Origin of the sequence: Micromonospora sp. WMMD708 (assembly GCF_049315245.1) — a bacterium.
GTDB classification, from domain to species: domain Bacteria; phylum Actinomycetota; class Actinomycetes; order Mycobacteriales; family Micromonosporaceae; genus Micromonospora; species Micromonospora wenchangensis.
Genome location: NZ_CP186060.1, coordinates 1,223,386 through 1,248,199, shown reverse-complemented (window position 1 = coordinate 1,248,199; position 24,814 = coordinate 1,223,386). Strand labels below are relative to the sequence as shown.

At 74.8% G+C, this 24,814-nt stretch carries 20 protein-coding genes and 1 pseudogene; 5 read left to right on the top strand and 16 right to left on the bottom strand.

The window, feature by feature from the left end; translation table 11 throughout:
• Nucleotides 1-49 precede the first annotated feature (49 nt).
• The 7 genes and pseudogenes from ACN260_RS05735 to pepN all read right to left on the bottom strand — a co-directional run bounded on the left by ACN260_RS05735 (nucleotide 50) and on the right by pepN (nucleotide 8,925).
• The gene (locus ACN260_RS05735) at nucleotides 50-2,407 is read right to left on the bottom strand and encodes a ComEC/Rec2 family competence protein (protein WP_422755011.1); all 2,358 of its coding nucleotides are present in this window, start codon (nucleotides 2,405-2,407) and stop codon (nucleotides 50-52) included.
• Nucleotides 2,404-3,099: pseudogene (locus ACN260_RS05730) on the bottom strand (helix-hairpin-helix domain-containing protein); the annotation flags it as partial. The gene ACN260_RS05735 and the pseudogene ACN260_RS05730, both read right to left, overlap by 4 nt.
• Nucleotides 3,100-3,689: 590 nt before the next feature.
• A complete protein-coding gene (locus ACN260_RS05725) occupies nucleotides 3,690-4,541 on the bottom strand; it encodes a DegV family protein (protein ID WP_422755010.1) in 852 nt (283 codons plus the stop codon).
• Nucleotides 4,542-4,613: 72 nt separating this feature from the next.
• On the bottom strand, nucleotides 4,614-5,243 hold the full coding sequence (locus ACN260_RS05720; RefSeq protein ID WP_422755009.1) for a histidine phosphatase family protein: 630 nt from the start codon (nucleotides 5,241-5,243) through the stop codon (nucleotides 4,614-4,616).
• Nucleotides 5,240-5,644 (bottom strand): ribosome silencing factor, encoded by a 405-nt coding sequence (gene rsfS / locus ACN260_RS05715; RefSeq protein ID WP_088644366.1) that lies wholly within the window; start codon nucleotides 5,642-5,644, stop codon nucleotides 5,240-5,242. Before rsfS ends, ACN260_RS05720 begins: the two co-directional genes overlap by 4 nt.
• A 110-nt stretch (nucleotides 5,645-5,754) precedes the next feature.
• Entirely contained in the window at nucleotides 5,755-6,351 is a 597-nt protein-coding gene (gene nadD, locus ACN260_RS05710; protein WP_422755008.1) for a nicotinate-nucleotide adenylyltransferase, read from the bottom strand.
• Between the two features lie 57 nt (nucleotides 6,352-6,408).
• The gene (pepN, locus tag ACN260_RS05705; protein WP_422755007.1) at nucleotides 6,409-8,925 is read right to left on the bottom strand and encodes an aminopeptidase N; all 2,517 of its coding nucleotides are present in this window, start codon (nucleotides 8,923-8,925) and stop codon (nucleotides 6,409-6,411) included.
• 66 nt (nucleotides 8,926-8,991) lie between these two features.
• Between pepN and ACN260_RS05700 the strand changes: the two genes are divergently transcribed.
• Nucleotides 8,992-9,210 carry a DUF397 domain-containing protein gene (locus ACN260_RS05700; protein ID WP_067312494.1) on the top strand — a complete coding sequence of 73 codons (219 nt, stop codon included), beginning with the start codon at nucleotides 8,992-8,994 and terminating at the stop codon, nucleotides 9,208-9,210.
• Nucleotides 9,211-9,332: 122 nt separating this feature from the next.
• On the opposite strand, the gene ACN260_RS05695 is transcribed toward ACN260_RS05700, so the two are convergent.
• The gene (locus ACN260_RS05695; protein ID WP_422755006.1) at nucleotides 9,333-9,725 is read right to left on the bottom strand and encodes a hypothetical protein; all 393 of its coding nucleotides are present in this window, start codon (nucleotides 9,723-9,725) and stop codon (nucleotides 9,333-9,335) included.
• Nucleotides 9,726-9,928: 203 nt separating this feature from the next.
• On the opposite strand from ACN260_RS05695, the gene ACN260_RS05690 reads away from it, so the two are divergent.
• From ACN260_RS05690 to ACN260_RS05680, 3 genes are all read left to right on the top strand, one after another.
• Nucleotides 9,929-11,203 carry a cytochrome P450 gene (locus tag ACN260_RS05690; RefSeq protein ID WP_422755005.1) on the top strand — a complete coding sequence of 425 codons (1,275 nt, stop codon included), beginning with the start codon at nucleotides 9,929-9,931 and terminating at the stop codon, nucleotides 11,201-11,203.
• Nucleotides 11,200-12,303 carry a glycosyltransferase gene (locus tag ACN260_RS05685; protein WP_422755004.1) on the top strand — a complete coding sequence of 368 codons (1,104 nt, stop codon included), beginning with the start codon at nucleotides 11,200-11,202 and terminating at the stop codon, nucleotides 12,301-12,303. The genes ACN260_RS05690 and ACN260_RS05685 overlap by 4 nt, the downstream gene beginning before the upstream one ends.
• Nucleotides 12,304-12,491: 188 nt before the next feature.
• Entirely contained in the window at nucleotides 12,492-12,974 is a 483-nt protein-coding gene (locus tag ACN260_RS05680) for a DUF4383 domain-containing protein (RefSeq protein ID WP_422755003.1), read from the top strand.
• Nucleotides 12,975-12,986: 12 nt separating this feature from the next.
• Here ACN260_RS05680 and ACN260_RS05675 read toward each other — a convergent pair whose 3' ends face one another.
• From ACN260_RS05675 to ACN260_RS05640, 8 genes are all read right to left on the bottom strand, one after another.
• Complete coding sequence (locus tag ACN260_RS05675) at nucleotides 12,987-13,436, bottom strand: GNAT family N-acetyltransferase (RefSeq protein WP_422755002.1); 450 nt, start codon at nucleotides 13,434-13,436, stop codon at nucleotides 12,987-12,989.
• A 70-nt stretch (nucleotides 13,437-13,506) separates the two neighbouring features.
• Nucleotides 13,507-14,970, bottom strand: coding sequence for a GTPase ObgE (gene obgE, locus ACN260_RS05670; protein ID WP_422755001.1), 1,464 nt, complete (start codon nucleotides 14,968-14,970; stop codon nucleotides 13,507-13,509).
• A gap of 158 nt (nucleotides 14,971-15,128) precedes the next feature.
• On the bottom strand, nucleotides 15,129-15,380 hold the full coding sequence (gene rpmA / locus ACN260_RS05665) for a 50S ribosomal protein L27 (protein ID WP_088647594.1): 252 nt from the start codon (nucleotides 15,378-15,380) through the stop codon (nucleotides 15,129-15,131).
• An 11-nt stretch (nucleotides 15,381-15,391) separates the two neighbouring features.
• Nucleotides 15,392-15,706, bottom strand: a complete 315-nt coding sequence (gene rplU, locus ACN260_RS05660) for a 50S ribosomal protein L21 (RefSeq protein ID WP_067312477.1) — start codon at nucleotides 15,704-15,706, stop codon at nucleotides 15,392-15,394.
• 180 nt (nucleotides 15,707-15,886) lie between these two features.
• Nucleotides 15,887-16,381: a hypothetical protein gene (locus ACN260_RS05655; protein ID WP_422755000.1), complete on the bottom strand. Its 495-nt coding sequence runs from the start codon at nucleotides 16,379-16,381 to the stop codon at nucleotides 15,887-15,889.
• Between the two features lie 143 nt (nucleotides 16,382-16,524).
• Nucleotides 16,525-19,677, bottom strand: coding sequence for an Rne/Rng family ribonuclease (locus tag ACN260_RS05650; protein WP_422754999.1), 3,153 nt, complete (start codon nucleotides 19,675-19,677; stop codon nucleotides 16,525-16,527).
• A gap of 131 nt (nucleotides 19,678-19,808) precedes the next feature.
• Complete coding sequence (locus ACN260_RS05645; RefSeq protein WP_422756630.1) at nucleotides 19,809-20,528, bottom strand: TIGR03936 family radical SAM-associated protein; 720 nt, start codon at nucleotides 20,526-20,528, stop codon at nucleotides 19,809-19,811.
• A gap of 178 nt (nucleotides 20,529-20,706) precedes the next feature.
• The gene (locus ACN260_RS05640) at nucleotides 20,707-22,737 is read right to left on the bottom strand and encodes a TIGR03960 family B12-binding radical SAM protein (RefSeq protein WP_422754998.1); all 2,031 of its coding nucleotides are present in this window, start codon (nucleotides 22,735-22,737) and stop codon (nucleotides 20,707-20,709) included.
• A gap of 209 nt (nucleotides 22,738-22,946) precedes the next feature.
• Here ACN260_RS05640 and ACN260_RS05635 point away from each other — a divergent pair, with 209 nt between their 5' ends.
• A complete protein-coding gene (locus tag ACN260_RS05635) occupies nucleotides 22,947-24,803 on the top strand; it encodes a hypothetical protein (protein WP_422754997.1) in 1,857 nt (618 codons plus the stop codon).
• Nucleotides 24,804-24,814: the final 11 nt, after the last annotated feature.

Genomic DNA, 24,814 nt, shown 5'->3' with positions numbered 1-24,814 from the left:
CCGGCAGATCGCTGGGACGCCTGTCCACCCGGCCCACCGGTCCGGCGGATCATCGGCGGCCCGGCGGCAGGCCCCGGTTGACCACCGCGAGCCGGCCCGAACGCACCACCACCGCCACGTCCCCGTCGGTGTCGGTCCGCAGCACCCGCACACCGGAGCGGGCGAGCCGGTCGAGGATCACCGGGCTCGGATGCCCGTAGTCGTTGTCGGCCCCCACCGGCACCAGCGCCACCGCCGGCCGGACCGCGTCGAGGAAGGCCGGGTCCTGGTACGCGCTGCCGTGGTGGGCCACCTTGAGCACCTCGGCCCGCAACGCGTGCGGTGGCACCCGGTCCAGCAGTGCCCGCTGCTCCTCGGTCTCCGCGTCCCCGGGCAGCACGACGCGTACGCCGGCCACCGTGGCCCGGAGCACCAGCGAGTTGTTGTTCGGGTCGGACCGGGTGCCCCGCAGCGGGTAGGGCGGCCCGAGTGCGACCACCTCCACCCCTCCCGCCCGGTACGACCAACCGGCCGCCGGCACCACCTGGCGCGCCGGCCCGACGGCGGCCGTCACGAGTTCCCGCCCCGTCACCGGCTCGGCCAGGGTCGGGATGAGCACCATGGCCACCCGCCGCCCCCGGGTCAGCCCGGCCACGCCTCCGACATGGTCGGCGTGGAAGTGACTCACCACCAGCAGGGAGACCTCGCGTACCCCGAGCCGCCGCAGGCAGCCGTCCACCGCCGACGGTTCCGGACCGGCGTCCACCACCACCGCCCGGCCGTCCGCCACCGGCAGCACGACGGCGTCCCCCTGCCCGACCGCGCACGCCACCACCACCCAACCGTCCGGCGGCCACCCGCTCGCCAGCAGCCGGACCGGCAGGGTGCCCAGCACCACCGCCGCCGCGCCGACCGCCACCAGTCGACGCACCAGCGGCCGGCGGACGGCCAGCAGCAGCCCCAGGGTCAGCCCGGCCAGCAGCAACGCGCCCGGCAGCCCACCCGGCCAGGGCAGGGTGCCGGCGGGCAGCCGGGCCCCCACCCGGGCCACGGTGACCAGCCACCAGGCCGGCCAGCTCGCCAGCCAGGCGGCGAACTCCGCCCCGGCCGGCCACACCGGCGAGACGACCGCCGCCGTCACCCCCAGCACCGTGGCCGGGGCGATCGCCGGCACCACGAGCAGGTTGGCCGGCACCGCCACCAGGCTCACCGTGCCGGAGATGCCGGCCACCACCGGCCCGCAGGCGAGCTGGGCCGCCGCCGGGACGGCGAGCGCCTCCGCCAACCCCGCCGGTACGCCCCGACGCCGCAGCCCGTCGCGCCAGCCCGGGGCGAGCAGCAGCAGGCCACCGGTCGCCAGGACCGACAGCGCGAAGCCGGCGTCCCCGGCCAGCTCCGGATCGACCAGCACCAGCACGGTCACCGCCGCGGCCAACGCCGGCAGTGTGGCCCGGGGCCGCCCGACCGCCAACGCGGCCAGCCCGATCGCCCCCATGGTGGCCGCCCGTACCACGCTGGGCGAGGGACGCACCAGGACGACGAAGCCGATCAGGGCGAGCCCGCAGAGGACCGTCGCCAGCCGGGGGCCCGCGCGGGCCCACCGTGCCACCAGCAGCACCGCGCCGACCACGATCGCCACGTTGGACCCGGACACCGCGTTGAGGTGGGTCATCCCGGTCGCCCGGAAGTCCTCCTCCACCGTGGCCGGCAACCGGCTGGTGTCCCCGACGACCAGGCCGGGCAGCAGGCCACCCTGCTCGGGCGGGAGCGACGCGCAGGCCCGGTGCAGGCCGGCCCGCAGGGTGCCGGCGGCGCGCTGGAACCACGGCGGCGGCCCGTCCCGGACCGGTGGACCGGACACGGTCAGCACGGCGGCGGTCAGGTCACCGCCCCGGGGCGCGGCGAGCCTGCCCTCGACGGTCAGCCGCTGCCCGGGCAGCAGACCCCGCCAGGCCGGGTCGGTGGCGAGCACGAGCAGCCGTACCGGAACCCGCAGGCGGTGGCCCTGCGGGTCGGTGAGGCTGCTCGACTGCGCGGTGACGAGCAGGGTCGCCGGGCGGCCGGGGGCCCCGCGTACCGGCCGGGGATCGTCGCGGAGCACCAGGTCGACGGTGACCCGGGCCCGGTCGTCGACCAGCGGGCGCAGCGGTGCGGCGTCCCGCACGTGCAGCCGGGCCGCGGTGGCGGTGCCGCCGCAGACCACGCCGAGCAGCAACGCGACGGCGATCCAACCGTACCGGCGGACCGGGGCGGCCGGGGTGCCCAGTACCGCGAGCAGGTGCGCGGTGAGCAGGGCGGCGAGAACGGCGGCGGTCGCGGCGAGCAGGACCGCCGTGCGGGTGGTGAGATGCAGGCAGGCCAGCGCCGCCAACCAGGCCGCCACCGCCAGCCCGGCCAGCCGTAGGTCGGGTGCCCGGTCGGCGGTCACACCGTCACCAGGTCCTTGAGCTGTTCGTACCGGGCGTCGCCGATGCCGTCGACCTGGCGCAGGTCGCCCACGCTGCGGAAGCCGCCGTGCTGGTCGCGGTGGGTGAGGATGCGTTGGGCGAGCACCGGGCCGACCCCGGGCAACGCGTCGAGCTGGGCCACCGTGGCGGTGTTGAGGTTGACCCGGCCACCCGGCGTCGCCCCGCCGGGTGCCGCCGCCGGCCCGGCCGGGGCCGCACCGGAGCCCGCCGCGCCGGGTGGGGCGGTGACACCGACCAGGATCAGCTCCCCGTCGGCCACCTTCCGGGCCGGGTTGAGCAGTGCCACGTCGGTGCCGGGCAGGGCCCCGCCGGCCGCCTCGACCGCGTCGGCGACCCGTGCCCCGGCCGGCACCCGGACCAGACCGGGGCGGCGGACCCGCCCGGCCACCGCCACCACCAGTTCGCCGGTCGGCGCGACGGCCGGGCCGGAGTCCCCGGACGTGGGCCCGCCCGGGGACTCCGGCTCGGCCAGGGTCGTCGCCGGGCGCACCGGTTCCGGCTGCGGGCGGGACCGCCAGGCCCAGAATCCCGCGCCGAGCACCACGGCCACCGCCACGACCGCCAGCGCCCGGACCCCACGCCGGCCGGGATCGAAGACACCGGGGCCGGGCAACCGGGCGGGCGGGGCCGGGTCGTCACCGTCGGCGGGATGCCGGTGGTCCGGGTCCCCGGGGCGGAACACGGCCGGATCGTCCCCCGCACGACGACGTGCACCGGCGTCGGGAGGACCGTCGTCGTGGCGACGTGGACCGGCGTCGGGATAGCCATCGTCAGGTCGACGTGGAGCGGCGTCGGAAGGGCCGTCGTCATGCGGCCCGGGACCGGGTGGAGCACCGTCGAGGTAGTCGCCGAGGTCGAGGGAGCCGGCGTCGCGGGCTCCGGCGTCGACGGCCGGCCGGGGACGGCGGCGGGCCGACGTCCCGGCCGTGCCCGCCCCCGGCGATGACGCCCCACCCGCCGCAGGTGGTACGCGCAACGGCACCGGCCCGTACGGGCGGGCTGGCGGCTGCGGCGGGTCCGCCGTCCGTGCCACCGCCGACACCCCGGCGGTCAGCCGGTACAGCCGGCCCCGCACCCTGCTTTCCTCGTCCTCCGACACGGCGCGAGGTTAGGCCGGTGGACGGCACCCGTTCAGTCCGGCGGAGGCCGGTTGTGGACGACGACGGTGGCTGTGGACAACCGCCTGATCATGGCCGGATCTGCTATGCCGAGCCCGACCGGCGGGCACTGCGGCCGACCGGTTCAGGCCTGCCGGCGGTGGATCACGACGCCGGCCAGGCCCGGCCCGGCGTGGGCGGCGACCACCGCGCCGACCTCGGAGACGTACGTGTCGTGCAGGCGGTCACCGAGGCGGGCGGTGAGCGCCTCGACGAGGTGCTCGGCCCGGTGCGGGGCGGCGAGGTGGTGCACCCCGAGGTCCACCTCGGCGTCGGCGGCGGCCTCGACCGCCAGGTCGATCAGGCGGGCCACCCCCCGGCTGGCGGTTCGCACCTTGTCGCGTACCACGATCGCGCCGTCCGGCATGTGCATGATCGGCTTGACCGACAGGGCGGTGCCGAGCAGCGCCTCCGCCGCGTTGATCCGGCCGCCCCGGCGCAGGAACTCCAGCGTGTCGACGTAGAAGAAGATGGTGGTCCGGTCGACGGCGGCCAGCGCCGCCGCGCGTACCCCGGGTAGGTCGACGCCCGCCCCGGCGGCGGTGGCGGCGGCCAGCGCCGGGAAGCCCAGCCCCATGCCGGTGGACCGGCTGTCGACCACCTCGACGCGGTCGCCGACCTCGGCGGCGGCGAGCCGGGCCGCGTCGACCGTGCCGGACAGGTCGGCCGACAGGTGCACCGACAGCACGCCGTCCGCGCCGTCGGCCAGCAGCCGCCGGTACGTGGCGACGAACTGCTCCGGGGACGGCCGGGACGTGCTCACCGAGACCCGCCGGCCACCGAGGGCCCGGGTGGCGTCGGCGGGGAGGGTCTCCACCCCCTCCAACCCTTCCGCGCCGTTGAGCACGACGGTCAGCGGCACCACGGTCAACCGGTGCGCCCGCACCGGCCCGGGTGGAAGGTAGGCGGTGGAGTCGGTGACGACCGCGACGGACATGCCCGGCACGCTAGCCGATACCGGGACCGCCCGCCCGGACCGGTCGGCCCGGGGCGGTGCGGACCGGTCGGTTCAGACCGGCTCGGCCGGTGTCGGCGGGGTGATCGGGCCGACGTTGTGCGCGCGCAGGTGCCAGCCCCGCAGGTCGTTGTGGCGTAGTTCGGTCCAGTGGCAGTTGGCCAGCGAGCCGATGCTGCGCAGCACGGTGTGGTCCCAGCCGAGGAGCTGACCGACGCCCTGCCGGGCCGCGCCACCGTGGGTGGCGACCACGACGGTGCCCCCGTCGGCCAGTTCGACGGCGGCGAGCAACGCCTCGCCGACCCGCTTGCCGAGGTCGTCGAGAGGTTCGATGCCCGCTCCCGGGTCCGGGTCGCCGGCCCGCCACCGGGCGTGCTCGGTGGGGAACCGGGCGGCGGCGTCGGTGAGGGCGATACCCTGCCACTGGCCGAAGTGCCGTTCCCGCAGCCGGGCGTCAGGGCGTACCGGCTGGCCGGTGAGCCGGGTGAGCGCGGCGGCGGTGTCGGCGGCGCGGCACAGGTCGGAGGCGACGACGACGGCCGGGCGCAGCGCCGCGAGCAGCGGGGCGGCGGCGGCGGCCTGCTGCCGGCCGAGGTCGTTGAGGGGTACGTCGATCTGCCCCTGCACCCGACCGGCGGCGTTCCAGTCGGTGTTGCCGTGCCGCCAGATGATCAGGCGGGTCATTCGGCGGCGGCACCCGCGGCGTCGGCCTCGACCAGGTCGCGGTCGACGAACGGGAGCTGGGGGCAGTCCTTCCAGAGCCGGTCGAGGGCGTAGAACTCGCGTTCCTCGGTGTGCTGGACGTGGACCACGATGTCGACGTAGTCGAGCAGCACCCAGCGGCCACCCCGCTCACCCTCGCGGCGAACCGGCTTGGCCTTCTCGGGCAGCTCCAGCAGACGCTCCTCGACGGCGTCGACGATGGCCATCACCTGACGCTCGTTGGGCGCCGAGGCCACCAGGAACGCGTCGGTGATGGCGAGCTGGTCGCCCACGTCGATGATGACGATGTCCTGCGCCTTCTTGTCGGCCGCGGCCTGGGCGGCGGCCATCGCCAGCTCGTGAGCGCGTTCGGAAACTGTCACCGTTCTCCTTCGATCAACAGTGCGACCCGTCAAGCGTCTCACACCCGGCGCGGAGACGACTTGTCAGTTCTGGCCGCTTACCGGGACGAAGTGGGAGTAACCGGGCGTAATCACCGCTGGTAGAGCCGCCGTTTCGCGATGTACTGCACCACACCGTCGGGCACCAGGTACCAGACCGGTTCCCCCCGGCCGACCCGCTCCCGGCAGTCGGTCGAGGAGATCGCCATCGCGGGCACCTGCACCAGGCTGACGGTGTCGGCCGGCAGGTGCTTGTCGGTCAGCTCGAAGCCGGGCCGGGTCACCCCGATGAAGTGGGCCAGCGCGAAGATCTCGTCCAGCTCCTTCCAGGACAGGATCCGCTCCAGCGCGTCGGCACCGGTGATGAAGTGCAGTTGCGCCTTCGGGCCGTACTCGTGGTGCAGGTCCCGCAGCGTGTCGACGGTGTAGGTGGGGCCACCGCGGTCGATGTCGACCCGGCTGACCTGGAACCGGGGGTTGGAGGCGGTGGCGATCACCGTCATCAGGTAGCGGTCCTCGGCCGGGCTGACCGGGGTGTCCGCCTTCTGCCACGGCTGCCCCGTCGGCACGAAGACCACCTCGTCCAGGCCGAACCGGTCGGCCACCTCGCTGGCCGCCACCAGGTGACCGTGATGGATCGGGTCGAAGGTGCCACCCATGATGCCGATCCGTCGGATGTCGTCCTCCACCCCATGATCGTAGGCCGCCGCGCGCCGGGCCCGCCGGGGCCCGGCGCGGACCGATCGTCAGGCGGCGGCCGCCGCGACCGCCGTGCGGGCGACCAGGGCCCGGCGCAGGTCGTCGGCGGCGTCGACGACGCTGCGGCGCAACCCGGGGGTCAGGTCGTCCCGGCTGAGCAGGGCCGCGGCCGAATCCAGCGTGGGCTGCGCCACGGCGTAGCGGGGGAAGGCCAGCCGGGCGACCCGTTCGGCCACCCACGGGGTACGCCGCCGCGCCGCGGCCGGCATCTCGGTGAAGTACCGGTCGACGTACGTGCCGGTCAGCTCGGCCTGGTCCGGCTGCCAGAACCCCTCGGCCGCCGCCTCGACGAGCCGGTTGGAGCGGGTGGTGTCGCGGGTGACGATCTCCCAGGCGGCCTCCTTCGCGGCCACCTCCGGCAGGGCCGCCCGGCACCGGGCCGCCCGTTCCGCGCCGGTGGCGCTGCGGTCGGTCGCCGCCTCGGCCGCGATCTCGGTCTCGCCGGCCGCGCCCAGCACCACCAGCCGGTGCAGCAGTGCCCAGCGCAGCTCGGCGTCGACGGCCAGCCCGTCGGGCACGCCCCGGCCGACCAGCCACCCGGCGAGCAGGTCGGCGTCGGCGGTGGCGGAGAGCAGCCCCCGCACGGCGGCCAGTTGCAGCGACCCGCCGGCCGGGGCGGTGGCGAGCAGCGTGGCGCAGGCGTCGGCCGTCCGCAGCAGCGCGGCGTCCCGGGCGAGCGGGTCGAGGTAGCGGTCGACCAGGTTGCGGCTGCGGGCGAGCACGCTCTCCGCGACGGCCACCTCGGTCTCGTTGGGCAGGGCCGCCGTCAGCAGCGCCACCACCGCCGACACCGGTCGTTCGCCGTCGGTGGCGGCGTCCAGCGTCTCCTCCCAGAGCAGGGCGCGGGCCAGCGGGTCGGTGAGCGTGGGCAGCACCGTGCCGACCGCGTCCACCGACGCCGGATCGAGCCGGATCTTGGCGAAGGTGAGGTCACCGTCGTTGGGCAGGAGCAGCCCGGCGGCCCGCCCGGTCAGCGCGGGAAGCGCGGTGCGCCCGCCGTCGGCGGCCGGATCGAGATCGACCTCGACCCGGTCCACCGTGCCGTCGGCGGCGTACCGGCCGACCGCGATGCGGTGCGGGCGCAGCACCGGGTGCTCCGGCGGCGCGGTCTGCACCACCGCCACCGCGGACCACCGGCCGTCGGCGTCCACCGAGGTCTCCGTCCGCAGCGTGTTGACCTGCGGTTGCCGCAGCCAGCGGTCGGCCCAGTCGGTGAGGTCCCGCCCGCTGGCGGCGCTGAGGCTGGCCAGCAGGTCGGCCAGGGTGGCGTTGCCGAACCGGTGGGCGGCGAAGTGCTGGTTGAGCCCGGCCAGGAAGGCGTCGTCGCCGAGCCAGGCGACGAGCTGGCGGAGCACGCTGGCGCCCTTGGCGTACGAGATGCCGTCGAAGTTGAGCAGGGCCTGGGCGGCGTCGGCGACCTCCTGCGGGGCGACCGGATGGGTGGACGGGCGCTGGTCTGCGGCGTACCCCCAGGCCTTGCGGCGGATCGCGAAGGTCGTCCAGGCCCGGTCGAACCGGGTCACCTCGGCGGTGACCCGGGTGCCCAGGTACTCGGCGAAGGACTCGTTGAGCCACAGGTCGTCCCACCAGCGCATGGTGACCAGGTCACCGAACCACATGTGGGCCATCTCGTGGGCGATGGTGGTGGCCCGCTGCTCCCGCTCGCTGTCGGTGACCGCCGAGCGGAACACGTCGTCGTCGCGGATGGTGACCAGGCCCGGGTTCTCCATCGCCCCGGCGTTGAACTCCGGCACGAACGCCTGGTCGTACTTGACGAACGGGTACGGCTCGGCGAAGAGCTGGTGGAACCGGTCCAGGCACTGCTTGGTGACGGTGAGGATCTCGTCGAGGTCGGCGTCGAGGTGCGCGGCCAACGACTGCCGGCAGTAGACGCCCAGCGGGATGTCACCGTGGCGGTCGCGCCGGACGTGCCAGGGGCCGGCGATCAGCGTGACGAAGTAGCTGGCCAGGGGTGCGGTGGGGGCGAACTCCCAGCGTCCCGGAGCCGGGTTGGCGGCGAGCGGGCCGTTGGCCGCGACCGTCCACTGCGGCGGAGCGGTCACCGTGAGGGTCACCGGGGCCTTGAGGTCAGGCTGGTCGAAGGCGGCGAAGATGCGTGGCGCCTCGTCCAGGAAGGACATCGCGTAGAGGTACGTCGCGCCGTCGGCCGGGTCGACGAAGCGGTGCATCCCCTCGCCGGTGTTGGTGTAGGCCATCTCGGCGGTGACCGTGAGGGTGTTCTCCGCCGCCAGCCCGGTGAGCGGGAACCGGCCGTCGGCGAGGGCCGCCGGGTCCAGCTCCCGGTCGTTGAGCCGGACCGCCTCAAGCACAGCGGGCTTGACCTCGACGAACGTCTCGGCATCGGGGGTGGCGGCACGGAACCGGATGATGGTCGTCGAGCGGAACCGCTCGTCGCCACCGGTGAGATCGAGGTCCACCTGATAGGACTCGACATCGATCAGTGCGCGACGCGCGGTCGCCTCTACACGGGTCAGGCTCGGCATCCGCTTATCCTGCCCGACGGGGAGCCGGCCGGGCTCCCCGGTACGCGCGGCAATGGAGGATCAACAATGGGTCAGCACCCCAAGGGCGACTTCGACCTGTCCCGGGCGGTCTGGCAGCGAGCCGAGGGCGACACCTCCGACAGCGCGGTCGAGGTGGCCTTCGTGGACGACCTGATCGGGATGCGCAACTCGGCCGAGCCGGACGGCCCGGTGCTGGTGTTCACCCAGGCCGAGTGGGACGCGTTCGTCGCCGGTGCCCAGGACGGCGAGTTCGACCTGGACTGACTGCCGGACGGCGGCCCCCGGGCGGTACGCGGCGACCCGCCCCGCGCCCGGGGGCACCGGCCCGTCCGGCGACCGTCGCCCCGCGCCGACGCGGGCCGGCGCGGCGGTGCCCGGACGACGGCTCACCCGTCCCCCTCGCCCCAGCCCAGCCCGCCCGGGCCTGGGGCGTGGTGGAATCCGGGGTGGCCGGCGACGTCGGCGCAGCGGTCGCCGTCCGGGCCGACGGCGGAACAGAACAGCCGTTCCGCGTCCCGCCAGGCATCGGCCGGGGACAGCGCGGCCGAGGCCAGCACCAGCTCCGGGCGTAGCAGGCTCAGCGCCTCCGCGTACGCCACCGCCAACTCCCGGGCATGCTCCGGCCCGTCGGCGGTGAACCCGAGGTGCACGGTGAACCGCCGGGACGGCCGGCGCGGCCTGGCGAGCAGCGGCCGACCCGGTGGGTGCTCCCCGCCGGCCCGGCCGAGCATGTCTACCGCCTGTCGCTGACGCCAGTACGGCGGCGTGTTCTCCCGCATCCGGTCCTCCCCGTCGTCGACGCCCCACGGCCGCCCGTGGTGGCCGGTGTCGAGCCAACCAGGTTCACGGCGGCCCGGGAGGGGCCAGCGGGCACCCGGTCACCGTCCGGCGGCACGACGGGATTCAGGGCCCCGAACCCGGGTAGACGACCCGCGGCCGACCAGCCGGGTCCGCCCCACCGTCACCGCGTCAGGAGAGCCCGATGGCCACCACACCGGCCGACCGCAGCCCGGAGAGCACGCTGGCGTTCTTTCGGGAGGGCTACCGGTTCATCAGCAACAGGTGTGAGCGCTACGACACGGACATCTTCACCGCCCGGCTTCTCCTGGAGCCGACGATCTTCCTGCGTGGGCGGGCCGCGGCGGAACTGTTCTACGACCCGGAGCGGTTCCGGCGCGCCGGTGCGGCACCCAAGCGGGGCCAGCGGACGCTGACCGGGCAGGGTGGGGTGCAGGGGTTGGACGGTCCGGCCCACGCCGACCGCAAGGCCATGTTCATGTCGATCATGACGCCCTCGGCGGTCGAGCGGATCGGCCGGCTCTTCGCCGACGAGTGGCGGATCCGGCTGGCGGCCTGGGGTGACGGCGGTCGCGTGGTGCTCCGCCACGAGGTGGGGCCGATGCTGCTGCGGGCGGTCTGCGCCTGGGCGGGCGTACCGCTGCCGGAGAGCGAGGTCGGCCGGCGCAACGCCCAGATGCAGGCCATGATCGACGGACCGGCCGCGCTCGGCCCCCGGCACTGGCGCGGGTTGATCGGCCGCCTACGGGCCGAACGCTGGATCGCCGACCTGGTGGAACGGGTACGGGTCGGCACCGTGGCCGCGCCCGAGGGCAGCGCGCTCGCGGTGATCGCCGAGCACCGCGACGCCGAGGGGCGGCTGCTCCCCCGCCGGGTCGCCGCCGTGGAACTGCTCAACGTGCTGCGTCCCACCGTCGCCGTCGACCGGTACGTCCTGTTCGCCGCCCTGGCCCTGCACGACCACCCGGACTGGCTGGACCGGGTGCGCGCCGGCGACGAGCCCACCGAGTGGTTCGTCCAGGAGGTCCGCCGCTACTACCCGTTCTTCCCGGTCGCCTTCGCCCGGGTGCGGCACCCCTTCGAATGGCGGGGGCACCATTTTCCGGCCGACCGACGGGTGCTGCTCGACCTGTACGGCACCAACCACCACCCCGGGATCTGGTCCGAGCCGGAGCGGTTCCGCCCGGAGCGGTTCGCCGGCTGGCGGGACGACCCGTACGGTTTCGTGCCGCAGGGCGGGGGCAGCCACCTGGGCGGCCACCGCTGCGCCGGGGAGTGGATCACCATCGAGCTGATGAAGCAGGCGGTCGGCCTGCTGACCGGGGCGATGGACTACCGGCTCCCGCCGCAGGACCTGGCCCTGGACCTGTCCAAGGTACCGACCCTGCCGCCCAGCGGCCTGGTGCTCGCCGACGTCCGCAGCAGGCTGGCCGCCCGGCGGCACGGGGCTCGCGGGTGAGCGCCCCCGCCGGGTCGGCCCGTCCGGCCCCGGTCGGGTCCCGCCCGGCCGTCGCGTCGGGCGGCCCGCCACGCCCACCCCGGCTCCCCGTCGAGTACGTCCTGCCGCTGCACCGCACCGACGACGACGGCCTGGACGAGCTGACCGGCTACCTGCGTACCCTGTGCCGGCTGGTCGACGTGACAGTGGTCGACGGCTCACCGTCGCCGGTGTTCGCCCGGCACGCCGCCCGATGGCACGGCCTGCTGCGGCACCTGCCCCCCGATCCGGCGGTGCAGGGGCTCAACGGCAGGGCATGCGGGGTGTTGACCGGGGTGGCGGCGGCCCGGCACGAGCACGTGGTGATCGCCGACGACGACGTCCGGTACGCCGAGGCGGAGCTGCGGGTGGTGCACCGGCTGCTGGACACCGTCGACCTGGTCCGCCCGCAGAACTACTTCGACCCGCTGCCCTGGCACGCCTGGTGGGACACCGGACGGACCCTGCTCAACCGGGCGTTCGGCGTCGACCGGCCGGGCACCCTGGCGGTGCGGCGCAGCACCTTCCGGGCGATGGGCGGCTACGACCCGGACGTGCTCTTCGGCAACCTGGAACTGGTCCGCACGGTGCGCGCGTACGGCGGCACCGAGGCCAGCCCCGCCTGGCTGTACGTGCGTCGGTTGCCGCCGACCGCGGCGCACTTCCGGGGCCAGCGGGTCCGTCAGGCGTACGACGACCTGGCCCGACCGGTGCGGTCGCTGGTGGCGCTGGCGGTGCTGCCGGCGGTGGTGGCCGGGTCGGTGACCCGCCGGCCGGGGCTGCTGGCCGGCGGGGCGGCCGGTGTGGTGGCGCTGGCGGAGATCGGCCGGCGGCGGGCCGGCGGAACGGCGGTGTTCCCTCCGGGCAGCGCCCTGGCCGCGCCGCTCTGGCTGCTCGAACGCGGCCTCTGCGGGTGGCTCGCGGTGGCCCGTCGGGTGGGCCGTGGTGGGGTGCGCCACGCCGGCCGGCGGATACGCCGCCCGGCCCACTCGGTGCGGACGCTACGACGCCGGATGGCCCCGGTCCAGCCGGGCGAGCTGACCCGGTGGGTCCGGGCCGACCCGGCCGCCCGGGGCCGCTGACCGGACGATCCACGACCCCGACGCTCGTCGCGGCCGGTTGTGGGCTGGCGCGGATCCGGTCGGTCGGGCACCTGGCGGCCGGGATCACCGCACAATTCGCGTTTTCCCCGCCGGGGGTCGCCGGCCGGCCCAGAATGTGAGGGTCGTCCGACTGTGCCGCGCAGTTGGTTTCCGTGGAGGTGACAGCGATGGCCCACGCCGTACGACGGCCCGCCCCGGCCGCCCCGAAGCCCCGGGTCCAGACGGTCGCTGCCGCCGTCGCGGTCGTCTTCCTGCTGCTCGGCGTCCTCGGCTTCGTTCCCGGCGTCACCACCGGCTACGACGAGCTGGCCTTCGCCGGGCACCACTCCGGGGCGAAGCTGCTCGGGGTGTTCCAGGTGCCCGTCCTGCACAACCTGCTGCACCTGGTCTTCGGGCTGGTCGGCCTGGTGCTGGCCCGCCGGCTCGGTGGCGCCCGGCTCTACCTCACCGTCGGCGGGGCGGTCTACCTGGCGCTCTGGCTGTACGGCTTCGCCGTCTCCCGGGACGCCGCGGCCAACGTCGTCCCGGTCAACGGCGCGGACAGCTGGCTGCACCTGGGACTCGGCCTCGGCATGCTCGCCGTCGGCCTGCTGCTGTCCAACGACGCCGGCACCGGCGGCCGGCTGGACGTCCCCGTAGACCGGGGCTGACCCGCGGCCCGGTCAGGCAGCCACCGGCAGCCGCTTGGCGAAACACACGCTGTACGGGTTGTGGACGTACTCGCCGTAGACCGGGATCGGCTGGTAGCCGCAGGAGGTGTAGAGGCCGATCGCGGCCGGCAGGTAACTGCCCGTCTCCAGGCAGAGCACCGAGTGGCCCTGCTGGAACGCCAGCTCCTCCAGCGCGCAGAGCAACTGCCGGGCGATCCCCCGCCCCCGGTACGCCGGCCGGACGTACATCCGCTTCAGCTCGCCGGTGTCCGCGTCCAGGGACTGCAGGCCACCGCAGGCGACCACCCGGCCGCCGTCGACCACCACCAGGTAGCGGACGTCGTCGTGCACCACGGTGGCCTGCCCGTCCAGCCCGCCGTCGGCCTCGCGCAGCTCCCGCTGCTGGGCGGCGACCAGCGCGTCGACCTCCGGGTCGGTGGCGGGACGGGACTCGATCAGCATCGGCCAACCGTAGGACGGGTCCGTTTCACGAAGGTTTCCAGGAAACGACCCGGACCCGACCGGTACCGGGCTATTCCTCGTCGTCCCCGTCGTCGTCCGCCGGCTCCGGGGCCGGGTCCAGTTCGTCCTCCGGGCGCTGCCGACGCGCCTTGCGGGCGGCCAACCGCTCCGCCGCCGCGGGACGCGTCGACTTCTCCTCCAGCCGGACGTCGGTGCCCCGGTTGCCGGGGATGAAGTCGACACCCGCGTACAGGGTCGGCTGCCAGTCGAACTCCCGCTCACCGATGCGGACCAGGTCACCGGGGTTGGCGCCGGCCTTGGCCAGCTTCTCCTCCACACCCAGCCGGGCCAGCCGGTCGGCGAGGAATCCGACCGCCTCGTCGTTGTCGAAGTTCGTCTGCCGGACCCAGCGTTCCGGTCGGACGCCCCGCACGGTGAACGAGCCGTCGGCCTGCGCCTCGATGGTGAACCCGGCGTCGTCGACGGCCTTCGGCCGGATCACGATCCGGGTCGGCTCGGCCGGCGGGGCGGCACGGCGGGCCTGGTCCACCAGCTCCGCCATCGCGTACGTGAGCTCCTTGAGCCCCTCCCGGGTCGCCGCGGAGACGTCGAACACCCGGAACCCGCGCGCCTGCAGGTCGGGGCGGACGATGTCGGCGAGGTCCTGCCCGTCCGGCACGTCCACCTTGTTGAGCGCCACGAGTCGGGGCCGGTCGGCCAGCCCGCCGTACTCGGCCAGCTCCGCCTCGATGGTGTCGATGTCGGCCAGCGGGTCACGCCCCGGTTCCAGGGTCGCCGTGTCGACCACGTGCACGAGCACGGCGCACCGCTCGACGTGGCGCAGGAACTCCAGGCCCAGCCCCTTGCCGGTGGCCGCCCCGGGGATCAGCCCCGGCACGTCGGCGACGGTGAAGGTGTGGTTGTCCACCCGGACCACGCCCAGGTTGGGCACCAGGGTGGTGAACGGGTAGTCGGCGATCTTCGGCTTGGCGGCGGAGATCACCGAGATCAGCGACGACTTGCCCGCCGACGGGAAGCCCACCAGGCCGACGTCGGCGACGCTCTTGAGTTCCAGCACCACGTCGAGCCGGTCGCCGGGCTCGCCCAGCTCGGCGAAGCCGGGGGCCTTGCGCCGCGCGTTGGCCAGCGAGGCGTTGCCCCGGCCACCGCGCCCGCCCCGGGCCGCCTCGAAGGTGGTGCCCGCGCCGACCAGGTCGGCCAGCACGGTGCCGTCGAGGGCCTGCACGACAGTGCCGTTGGGCACCTTGATGAGCAGGTCCCGGCCGTTGGCGCCGTCCCGGTTCGAGCCGGCGCCGCCCTTGCCGTTCTCGGCCTTGAGGTGCGGGCGGAAGTGGAAGTCGAGCAGGGTGGTGACCTGCGGGTCGACCACCAGCGACACGCTGCCGCCGTGCCCGCCGTTACCCCCGTCCGGGCCACCGAAGGGCTTGAACTTCTCCCGGTGGATGGAGACACAGCCGTGCCCGCCGTCGCCGGCCTGCATGTGCAGGACGACCCGGTCAACGAACGTCGTCACGACGCCAATCCTTCCAGCGGGGTCGGCCCCCGCACCTGAAAAGCACCCCCCGGGCCCCCGCCGCGACGGCGGCGGGCACCCGGCGGTGGGAGCATCCCCCACCTGAAACGGCGAAGCGGGCCGGGACCCCCAGGTCCGCGGCCCGCTTCGCCTGCGTGTTACTGCGGCACGATGCTGACGGTCTTGCGACCCCGCTTGGTGCCGAACAGGACCGAGCCGGCGGCCAGCGCGAAGAGCGTGTCGTCGCCACCGCGGCCGACCAGGTCACCGGGGTGGAACTTGGTGCCACGCTGACGGATGAGGATCTCACCCGCGCTGACCACCTGACCACCGAAGCGCTTCACGCCGAGCCGCTGGGCCGCGGAGTCACGACCGTTACGCGAGCTGGACGCACCCTTTTTGTGAGCCATTGTCCGACGACCTACTTCCCGCTGGAGATGCCGGTCACCTTGACCTGGGTCAGCGGCTGGCGGTGACCCTGGCGCTTGTGGTAGCCGGTCTTGTTCTTGAACTTGTGGATCCGGATCTTCGGGCCCTTGGTGTGCGCGGCGATCTCGCCGGACACCGCGACCTTGGCAAGCTTCGCCGCGTCGGTCACCAGGTCGTCACCGTCGACGAGGAGCACCGCGGTGAGCTTCACCGCGTCACCGGGGGCACCGGTGAGCTTCTCGACCTCGATCACGTCGCCCTCGGCGACCTTGTACTGCTTGCCGCCGGTCTTGACGATCGCGTACATCGGAGGCGGACTCCCTGTCGTTGAGGCTGCTGGCGGTCGTTCCCATGGCAACTCGCCGGGTAGCTGTGACACCGGCAGCGCGGGCACGCGGGAACTCGGCACACCAAAGTGCGCCGCAGGAAAGAGTACGCCATCACCCGCCCGCCGCCCAAACCGACCCCCCGCCGGCCGGGCGCGCGGTCAGCGGGCGCAGAGCTGGTCCAGCCGCTGCTGGAGCCGGTCCAGCTCGGTCTCGTCGATCGAGTCGACGTCGGTGCCGAGCCGGCCGATCTCGGTGGCCAGATCGGTGAGCAGGGTCTTCAACTGCGGATCGGTGGCCCGGCCGGACTGCTGCCGCAGCGCCGTCCGCCAGGTGGTCAGCGCCGTCTCCGCCCGCTTGCGGGCGGTGTCCGCCGCCGCGCTGTCGTTCGCGCCGACCGCCGCGATCATCTTGCCCAGTTCCTCGACGTAGGTGCGTACCGCCCTGGTCGACGCCGCCTCGGCGTCGGCACAGACCTGCGGCCCGTTGCCGCCGGCCGGGGAGCCGCTCACCGCGGCCGACGGGACCACGGAGGCGGGGGTGGCGGCACCGGACGGCCGGCCGGAGGCAGTGGGCGCGTCGGCCCGGTCACCGGAACAGCCGACGCCGGCCAGCAGGACGACGGTCACCACGAGGGCGGCGGGCAGGCGGCGCATGGTCTTCTCCTAGCCGGGGGTGACCGATGGTATCGCCGCACCCACGGCACGGCAGGACCCCTCCCACCGGCGGTACGCCGGGGAAGGGGTCCACTGCCGTCGGGTACGGCTCAACGGGTCACGGCCGGGTACGGCTCAACCGGTCAGGGCCGGGTACGGCGACGGGTGCCGCCCCGGCGGGAGCGCCGCCGGCCCGTGCCGGCCTCCCCGTCGTCGTCGCCGTCGGAGTCACCGAGCGCGTCCGGGTCGTCCGCCCCGGCGAGCCGGGCCGACTCGCCGGTCTGGGCGTCGGCCGCGGCCGGGGCCGCCGGGGTCTGCGTCTCGTACCGGGACAGGTCGTAGCCCATGGTGTCGTGGTAGCCGTTGTCGGCCGCCGGGGCGGCGACCTCGACCTCCGGGGTCTCGGTGGTCTCCACCACGGCCCGCTCCACCGTCGCCGCCTTGCGGGCGCGCCGCCGCGCGGAGGGGGTGGCGGTGGCCGGCGCCTCGGCCGCCGGGGTGGTCACCGCCGAGGCGACGGCCTTGACCCGTTCCCCCGCGCCGCCACCGGTACGCGGCTTCTCCGGCACCGGCTCGGTGTGGATCACCAGGCCCCGGCCCTTGCAGCACTCGCAGGGCTCGCTGAACGCCTCCAGCAGACCGGCCCCGATCCGCTTACGGGTCATCTGCACCAGGCCGAGCGAGGTGATCTCGGTCACCTGGTGCTTGGTGCGGTCCCGGCCCAGGCACTCGGTGAGCCGGCGCAGCACCAGCTCCCGGTTGGACTCCAGCACCATGTCGATGAAGTCGATCACCACGATGCCGCCGATGTCGCGCAGCCGCAGCTGACGGACGATCTCCTCGGCCGCCTCCAGGTTGTTGCGGGTGACCGTCTCCTCCAGGTTGCCCCCGGAGCCGGTGTACTTGCCGGTGTTGACGTCGATGACGGTCATCGCCTCGGTGCGGTCGATCACCAGCGAGCCGCCCGAGGGCAGGAAGACCTTCCGGTCCAACCCCTTGATGATCTGCTCGTCGATGCGGTACTCGGCGAACACGTCAGCGGTGCCGACGTACCGGCGCACCCGGTCGACCAGGTCCGGTGAGACGTGCGACAGGTACGACTCGACCATGCCGTACGACTGCTCGCCCTCGATGACCAGCTCGCGGAAGTCCTCGTTGAACAGGTCCCGGACCACCCGGATCACCAGGTCGGGCTCCTCGTAGAGCAGCACCGGGGCGCCGCCTGCGGTCGCCTTGGCCTGGATGTCCTCCCACTGGGCCTGGAGGCGCTTGACGTCCCGGGCCAGTTCGTCCTCGCTGGCCCCCTCGGCGGCGGTCCGCACGATCACGCCCGCACCGTCGGGGACCAGCTTCTTGAGCACGTCCCGCAGCCGCTTGCGCTCGGTGTCGGGCAGCTTGCGGCTGATCCCGGAGGCGTTGCCGTTGGGCACGTAGACCAGGTGCCGGCCGGAGAGCGCGACATGGCTGGTCAGCCGGGCACCCTTGTGACCGATCGGGTCCTTGGTGACCTGGACCAGCACCGAGTCGCCAGAGCGCAGCGCCTGCTCGATCGAGCGGGAGCGCCCCTCCAGGCCGGTGCTGTCCCAGTTGACCTCACCGGCGTACAGGACGGCGTTGCGTCCCCGCCCGACGTCGACGAAGGCCGCCTCCATGCTGGGCAGGACGTTCTGCACCTTGCCCAGGTAGACGTTGCCGGCCATGGTGCCCGACGAGTTACGGGTGACGTAGTGCTCGACCAGCACGCCGTCCTCCAGGACCGCGATCTGGGTACGGTCGCCCCGCTGGCGCACCGCCATCACCCGGTCGACCGCCTCCCGGCGGGCCAGGAACTCCGACTCGCTCAGGATCGGCGGGCGGGTCCGGCGCTGCTCCCGGCCGTCCCGGCGGCGCTGGCGCTTGGCCTCCAACCGGGTCGAACCGGAGACGCCCTGCACCTCGTCGACGGCCTTGCGGGGCTCCCGGATCTTGACCACCGTGGGCACGCCGTCGTCGGCGCCGCCCTCGACGTCACCGGCACCCCGACGCCGACGCCGTCGACGACGACGGGTCAGCCCGTCCCCGTCGCCCTCGTCCTCGGCGTCGTCGCCCTCACCCTCGGCCTCGGCCTGAGCCGGTTCCTCGGTCTCGTCCTCGTCGGCCTCGTCCGCGCCGCCCTTGCCCCGGCCCCGGCCCCGGCGACCCCGGCGGCGACGACGGCGCGCGGCGGCCGACTCGTCGTCGTCCTCCTCGTCGCTCTCGTCCTCGCCGGTGTCCCCGACCTCGGCGGTCGGCTCCTCCTCGACGACCTCGACGACCTCGACCGGTTCGGCCTCACGGCGGCCACGGCGACGCCGCCGCCCGGTCTCGACCGGTTCCTCGACGGGCTCCTCGGCGACCGGGCCGGGCTCGACCACCCGGAAGGTGGGTGGCTCCTCCGGCTGTGGGGCCATGAACAGGACCGTCGGCGCGGCGATCGCGGCCCGCCGCCGACGGGTACGCGGCTGCGGCTCGGCCGGCTCCGCCGGCTCGTCGCCGGCCGGCACGGCGACGCCGGGCGACACCTCCCCGGTCCGGTTGCCGGCGGCCGGCGAGGTCGACCCGGGGGCCGGCAGGTCGGTCCCGGGCGCCTGCGCCACGGGCTCCGCGACGACGGCCTGGTCGGCCGCAGGTTCCTCGGCGACGGTCGGCTCGGCCGGGGCAGCCGCCTCCACGGCGGGCTCCTCCTCGGCGGCATCGCCCTGGGCTGCGGAAACCGCACCCACCGACGCCTGGCCGGACCCCACCTCAGCGGCCGGCGGCAGCGTCGGGGCCTCGGCGGCCGGCTCGGTCGCCGCCGGGGCCTCGGCGGGCGGCTCGGTCGCCGCCGGGGCGACGGCCTTCTTGCGCCGGGTGCGGGTCACCTTCACCGGCGGGACGAGTTCCGCGCTGCCCTCCTCGACCCCGGCGACGACCACCGGTTCCTCGGCGGCCTTGGCCGGGGTGGCCTTGCGCCGGCGGCGGGTGGTCTTCGGCGCGGAGTCCAGCTCACCGGCGACCGGGACGATCACCTCGGCCTGCTGTGACTCGTCGGTGGCCGACGGGGCGGTGCCGGACGCCTCGGCGGGCGCTCCCCCGGTCAGCTCCGGCTGGCTCAGCGGCGCGGCCCGCCGCCTGGTGGCCCGCCGCCTGGTCGGTGCCGCCACACCCTCCGTGGACGCCGCAGCGCCCTCCGGTGGTGTCGCGGCGGCTCCCGCGCCGGCGTCGATGGTGCTGTCGGCGGTGTCGCCGGCCGGCTGGGAACCGGTCCGTTCGCCGCCCTCGGGCTCGTTCTCGAGCATGGACGTTCTCCAGTTCTGGCGGCCCCGGGCGCGGGTGAGCGCTGCCACGCAGGATCGCCGCAAAAGTGTTTCCGCCGGGCGCGCGACGTGCGCGACCGCCGAAGTCTGCCTGCCAGAACGCCGACCGACGGTCAGCGTTCTCCGATGGCTGCCCCGTCGCGGTCCGCGTCCAACGGATCCACGATCGCGCCCTGCGCGGTCAACACGCCCTGCGCCAGCCGGATCACCCTCGGGGAGACCGGCGGCTCCAGGGCGGCCACCACGCGGAGGCCGGAAAGGACGTCATCGGGTCGTACGGACGGGGTGACCTGCCGTACGACCAGTTCGAGTATCGCACATGACGGCTCCGCTGCCCCGGAAGGCGTCTGCACCGGGGGCAGCACATCGATACGCTCCACTGCGTTCCGCGCGTCGAACGTCCGTCGGCCCTGCTTGGTCATCCGCTCGACCTGCACCTCGTCGGCGGCCACGAAGGCGGCAACCGCCCGCTGCGCCACCGCGTGCCCGACCCCGGGCAGCTCGATGCGCCAGTACGACGCCTCGATCCGCTCCGCCAGGCTGCCCCCGGTCGCGACCACCACGTCCAGCACGTCGAGGCCGGGCGAGAGCGCCGCGTCGAGGGCCACCCGTAGCTGCTCCGGGTCCACCTCCGCCTGGAGGCCGACCTCCAGGTACTCCGCCTCGCTGGCCACGCCGGTGGGGGCGGCGCTGGCGTAGGAGATCTTCGGGTGCGGGGTGAAGCCCTGGGAGAAGGCCACCGGCACGGCGGCCCGGCGCAGGGCGCGCTCGAAGGCGCGGGCGAAGTCCCGGTGGGAGGTGAACCGCAACGGCCCGCGCTTGGCGTACCGGATGCGGACACGCTGGACGACCGGCGCCTGCCCGCCCTCCGGCTGTGGTTTCCTGCTGATCGTCGTACTCCTCGGTCTGGTCACCGGACCCGTGGCGCGGGCTGCCGGTGACGATAGCCGCACACCCGCCGCAACGGGACGGCCGGCCCGCCGTGGCGCGCCGGGCCCGTCCCGTCGACGGTCACTGCTGGGCGCCGGTGGGCACCTTCAACGCGGTCACCGGGGTGAGCGGCAGGAGCTTACGGCCGGTCGGGCCGATCTGGATCTCGGTGTCCATCGACGGGCAGACACCGCAGTCGAAGCACGGCGTCCACCGGCAGTCGTCCTGCTCGTACTCGCCCAGCGCGTCCTGCCAGTCCTGCCAGAGCCAGTCCTTGTCCAGGCCCGAGTCGAGGTGGTCCCAGGGGAGCACCTCCAGCTCGTCGCGCTCGCGGGTGGTGTACCAGTCCAGGTCGACACCGAAGCCCGGCAGCACCGCCGCGGCGGCGTCCACCCAGCGCTGGTACGAGAAGTGCTCGCTCCAGCCGTCGAACCGGCCACCGTTGCGCCACACCTCGTGGATCACCGCGCCCACCCGACGGTCACCCCGGGACAGCAGGCCCTCGATCAGCGACGGCTCCCCGTCGTGGTAGCGGAAACCGATCGCCCGGCCCAGCGAGCGGTCGCTGTTGATGGCCTGCTTGAGCAGCTTGAGCCGGCCGTCGATGACCTCGGGCCGCTCCATCGACGCCCACTGGAACGGGGTGTGCGGCTTCGGCACGAACCCGCCGATCGAGACGGTGCAGCGGATGTCCTTGGAGCCGGTGGCCGCCCGCCCGGCCCGGATCACCTCGTGCGCCATGTCGGCGATCTCCAGGACGTCGGCGTCGGTCTCGGTGGGCAGGCCGCACATGAAGTACAGCTTCACCTGCCGCCAGCCGTTGGTGTACGCGGTGACCACCGTACGGATCAGGTCGTCCTTCGACACCATCTTGTTGATGACCTTGCGGATCCGCTCCGACCCGCCCTCCGGGGCGAAGGTCAGCCCGGTGCGCCGGCCGTTGCGGGACAACTCCTGCGCCAGGTCGATGTTGAACGCGTCCACCCGGGTCGACGGCAGCGACAGCGACACGTTGGTGCCGGCGTACTGCTCGGCCAGGCCGGAGCACATGTCGCCGATCTCGGAGTGGTCGGCCGACGACAGCGACAGCAGCCCCACCTCGTGGAAGCCGGAGAACTCCAGCCCCTGCTGCACCATCTGCCCCACCGTGGTGATCGACCGCTCCCGCACCGGGCGGGTGATCATGCCGGCCTGGCAGAACCGGCAGCCCCGGGTGCAGCCCCGGAAGATCTCCACCGCGTACCGCTCGTGCACCGTCTCGGCCAGCGGCACCAGCGGCTTCTTCGGGTACGGCCAGGCGTCCAGGTCCATCGTCGTGCGCTTGTGCACCCGGAACGGCACGTCCGGGCGGTTCGGCACGACCCGCTGGATCCGGCCGTCGGGCAGGTAGTCCACGTCGTAGAAGCGCGGCACGTAGACGCTCTCGGTGCGGGCCAGCCGCAGCAGCAGTTCGTCCCGGCCGCCCGGGGAGCCCTCCGCCTTCCACTCCCGGACGATCGTGGTGATCTCCAGGACCGCCTCCTCACCGTCGCCGAGCACCGCGGCGTCGATGAAGTCGGCGATCGGCTCCGGGTTGAACGCGGCGTGCCCACCGGCCACGATCACCGGGTCGGCGTCGGTGCGGTCGGCCGCCAGCATCGGGATGCCGGCCAGGTCGATCGCGGTGAGCAGGTTGGTGTAGCCCAGCTCGGTGGAGAAGGAGACCCCGAACACGTCGAACCGGCGCACCGAGCGGTGCGCGTCGACGGTGAACTGCGGCACGCCGTGCTCGCGCATCAGCCGCTCCAGGTCCGGCCAGACCGCGTACGTCCGCTCGGCCAGCACGTCGGGCAGCTCGTTGAGCACCTCGTAGAGGATCTGCACGCCCTGGTTGGGCAGGCCCACCTCGTACGCGTCGGGGTACATCAGCGCCCACCGTACGGTCGCCGCGTCCCAGTCCTTGACCACCGCGCCCAGCTCGCCACCGACGTACTGGATGGGCTTGGTCACCTGGGGCAGCAACGCCTCCAGCCGGGGCCACACCGACAACGTGGCGTCGTGGTGCGGCGGCGCGACGGCAGCGTCGTCGGTCGGGGCCGCGGCGGGGCGCGGGGTCGTGGACGGAGCGCTCATGGAGCCCAAGGGTACGCGTCCACCGGCGGACGGCTCGCCGCACCGCCGGCCTGCCCGCTCCCGTCACCCCTGCCCACCGTCGCCGGTCGGCCGGGCGGTGGGGACCGCACCGGCGGGCCCCGCGTCGGCTGTGCGAGGCTTCCCGGTCGGCGGGGGCCGGGGGGCGGCCGATTGGTCGAGGTGGCGGCCCGGTACTAACCTCGCAACCGGTGCGAGAGGAGATTGCCGCGATGCCGGAGCCGCAGCCGGGAGCAGACCGGCCGGCCGACGGGGACGACCCCGTCCCGGGTCGGCAGCAGGATCCGGTGGTCGACACCGGTCCGGCCGGCCTCCCCGTACCGCCGCCCAGCGGCCCCGTCGACCCGGCGACGCCGGCCACCGAGCCCGCTCCGGTTCCGCCGGCCGACCCCGCCGGTCCGGCTGCTGACGCCACCGCCTCGGCTCAGCAGATCGACCCGGCCGAGCAGGCCGGGGAGCGCACCCCGACCGCATCGGAGGCCCCGCCCGACCGGCACGACCCGGTCCCGCAGGACGACCCGACCGCGCAGGACGACCCGGTCACCGACGACGACCCCACCGCGCAGGACGACCCGGCGACGCAGGGCGACCCGCCAGCACTCACCGGCCCTACCGCTCGATCCGGTCTGCCGGAGCCGGCCAGCCCACCGGAGCCGGCCAGCACAGCGGGGCAGGTCAGCCCGGCCGCGCCCGTGCCGCCGGCCGCGCCCGCCGACCCGGTGGAGTCGGCGGGGCCGGCGCGGGGGGTCGCACCCGGCCCGGTCACCCCGGCCCGGGGGTCGGCCGCCGTTCCGGGCCGGATCCCCCCGCCAGGCGCACCGCAGCGGCCGGACGCCACCCGGGTGGAGCAGCACCCGGGCGGGCAGCGTCCCGACCCGACGCTGGAGGAGCCGGCGGTACCCCGGTGGAGCGGTTCCGCCGCCGTGCCCCCACCGCCACCGCGTCGCCCCGCGTGGGGTGAGTCGGTCCAGTTCGTGCCGCTTCCGCCACCCCCGCCACCCCCGCCGGAGCTGCCCGAACACCGCACCCCGGTCGACCCGTGGGCGGGTGTCGACACGGGTGGCTGGGACGTGCACCATCCGGAGCCGGCGCCGCTGCCGTACGCGCCACCGCCGACCCGCCCCTACCCGGCAGCCGTCGACCAGCCACCCGCCACCGCGGCGGTCCCACCCGACCAGCACACCCCCACCCCGCCGCACCAGCACACGCCGACGCCGCCCGGCCGGCACAACCCGGCGGCGTCGTACCCGTCGCCGGCACCGGCCGGTCCGGTCACGCCCTCGCCGACCCGGCCGTACCCGGTCACGCCGGTGCCCGCCGCGCGGCCGGCGCCCCTGCCGCCGGCCCGCCCGGTGTCGCCACCACCGGCCCGTCCGGTGTCACCGCCGCCGCCACCGCCCGCGTCGCCCCGCCCGCCGAAGCAGCGGCGGGTCCGCCCGCAGCCGCCCGCCCCGCCGCCACAGCCACCGCCGAACCGGCCGCCCAAGGGGTACGTCCGCCGCAAGCGGCGACGCTGGCCCTGGGTGCTGCTGCTCAGCCTGGCCTGCTGCTGCGGCTGCCCCGCCTGGTTCGGCAGGCCGGCCTGGCAGCAGTACCCGGCCGACGCCGCCCTGCCCACCCAGGTGGCCGACCTGACCCTGCGGTCGGACTCCGGCAGGGAGGTCGACAGGCTCAAGACCGAGGTACGCAAGGCGAACCTGCTCGCCGAGGACGTCTACGCCGGGGTATACAGCACCTCCGACGGCAAACGGGTGACCGTCTTCGGGGACACCGGCTTCCGGCTCCGGCCGGAGTCCGACGCGGACGACGCGATGGTGCGGCTGACCGACACCTTCAAGCTGGGTACCCCCCAACCCGTCGACAGCGGCGTCCGGGGCCGGTACGAACGCTGCGCCACCGGCTCGTCCGACGGCACCGACGTGGTGGTCTGCACCTCGGTGGACCACGGCAGCAGCACCACGGGTGTGTTCACCCGGCTCTCGGTGGACGACAGCGCCCGACTGCTCGCCACCATGCGCGCCCAGATCGTCACTCCGAAGCAGGGCTGAGCCGGCCGCCG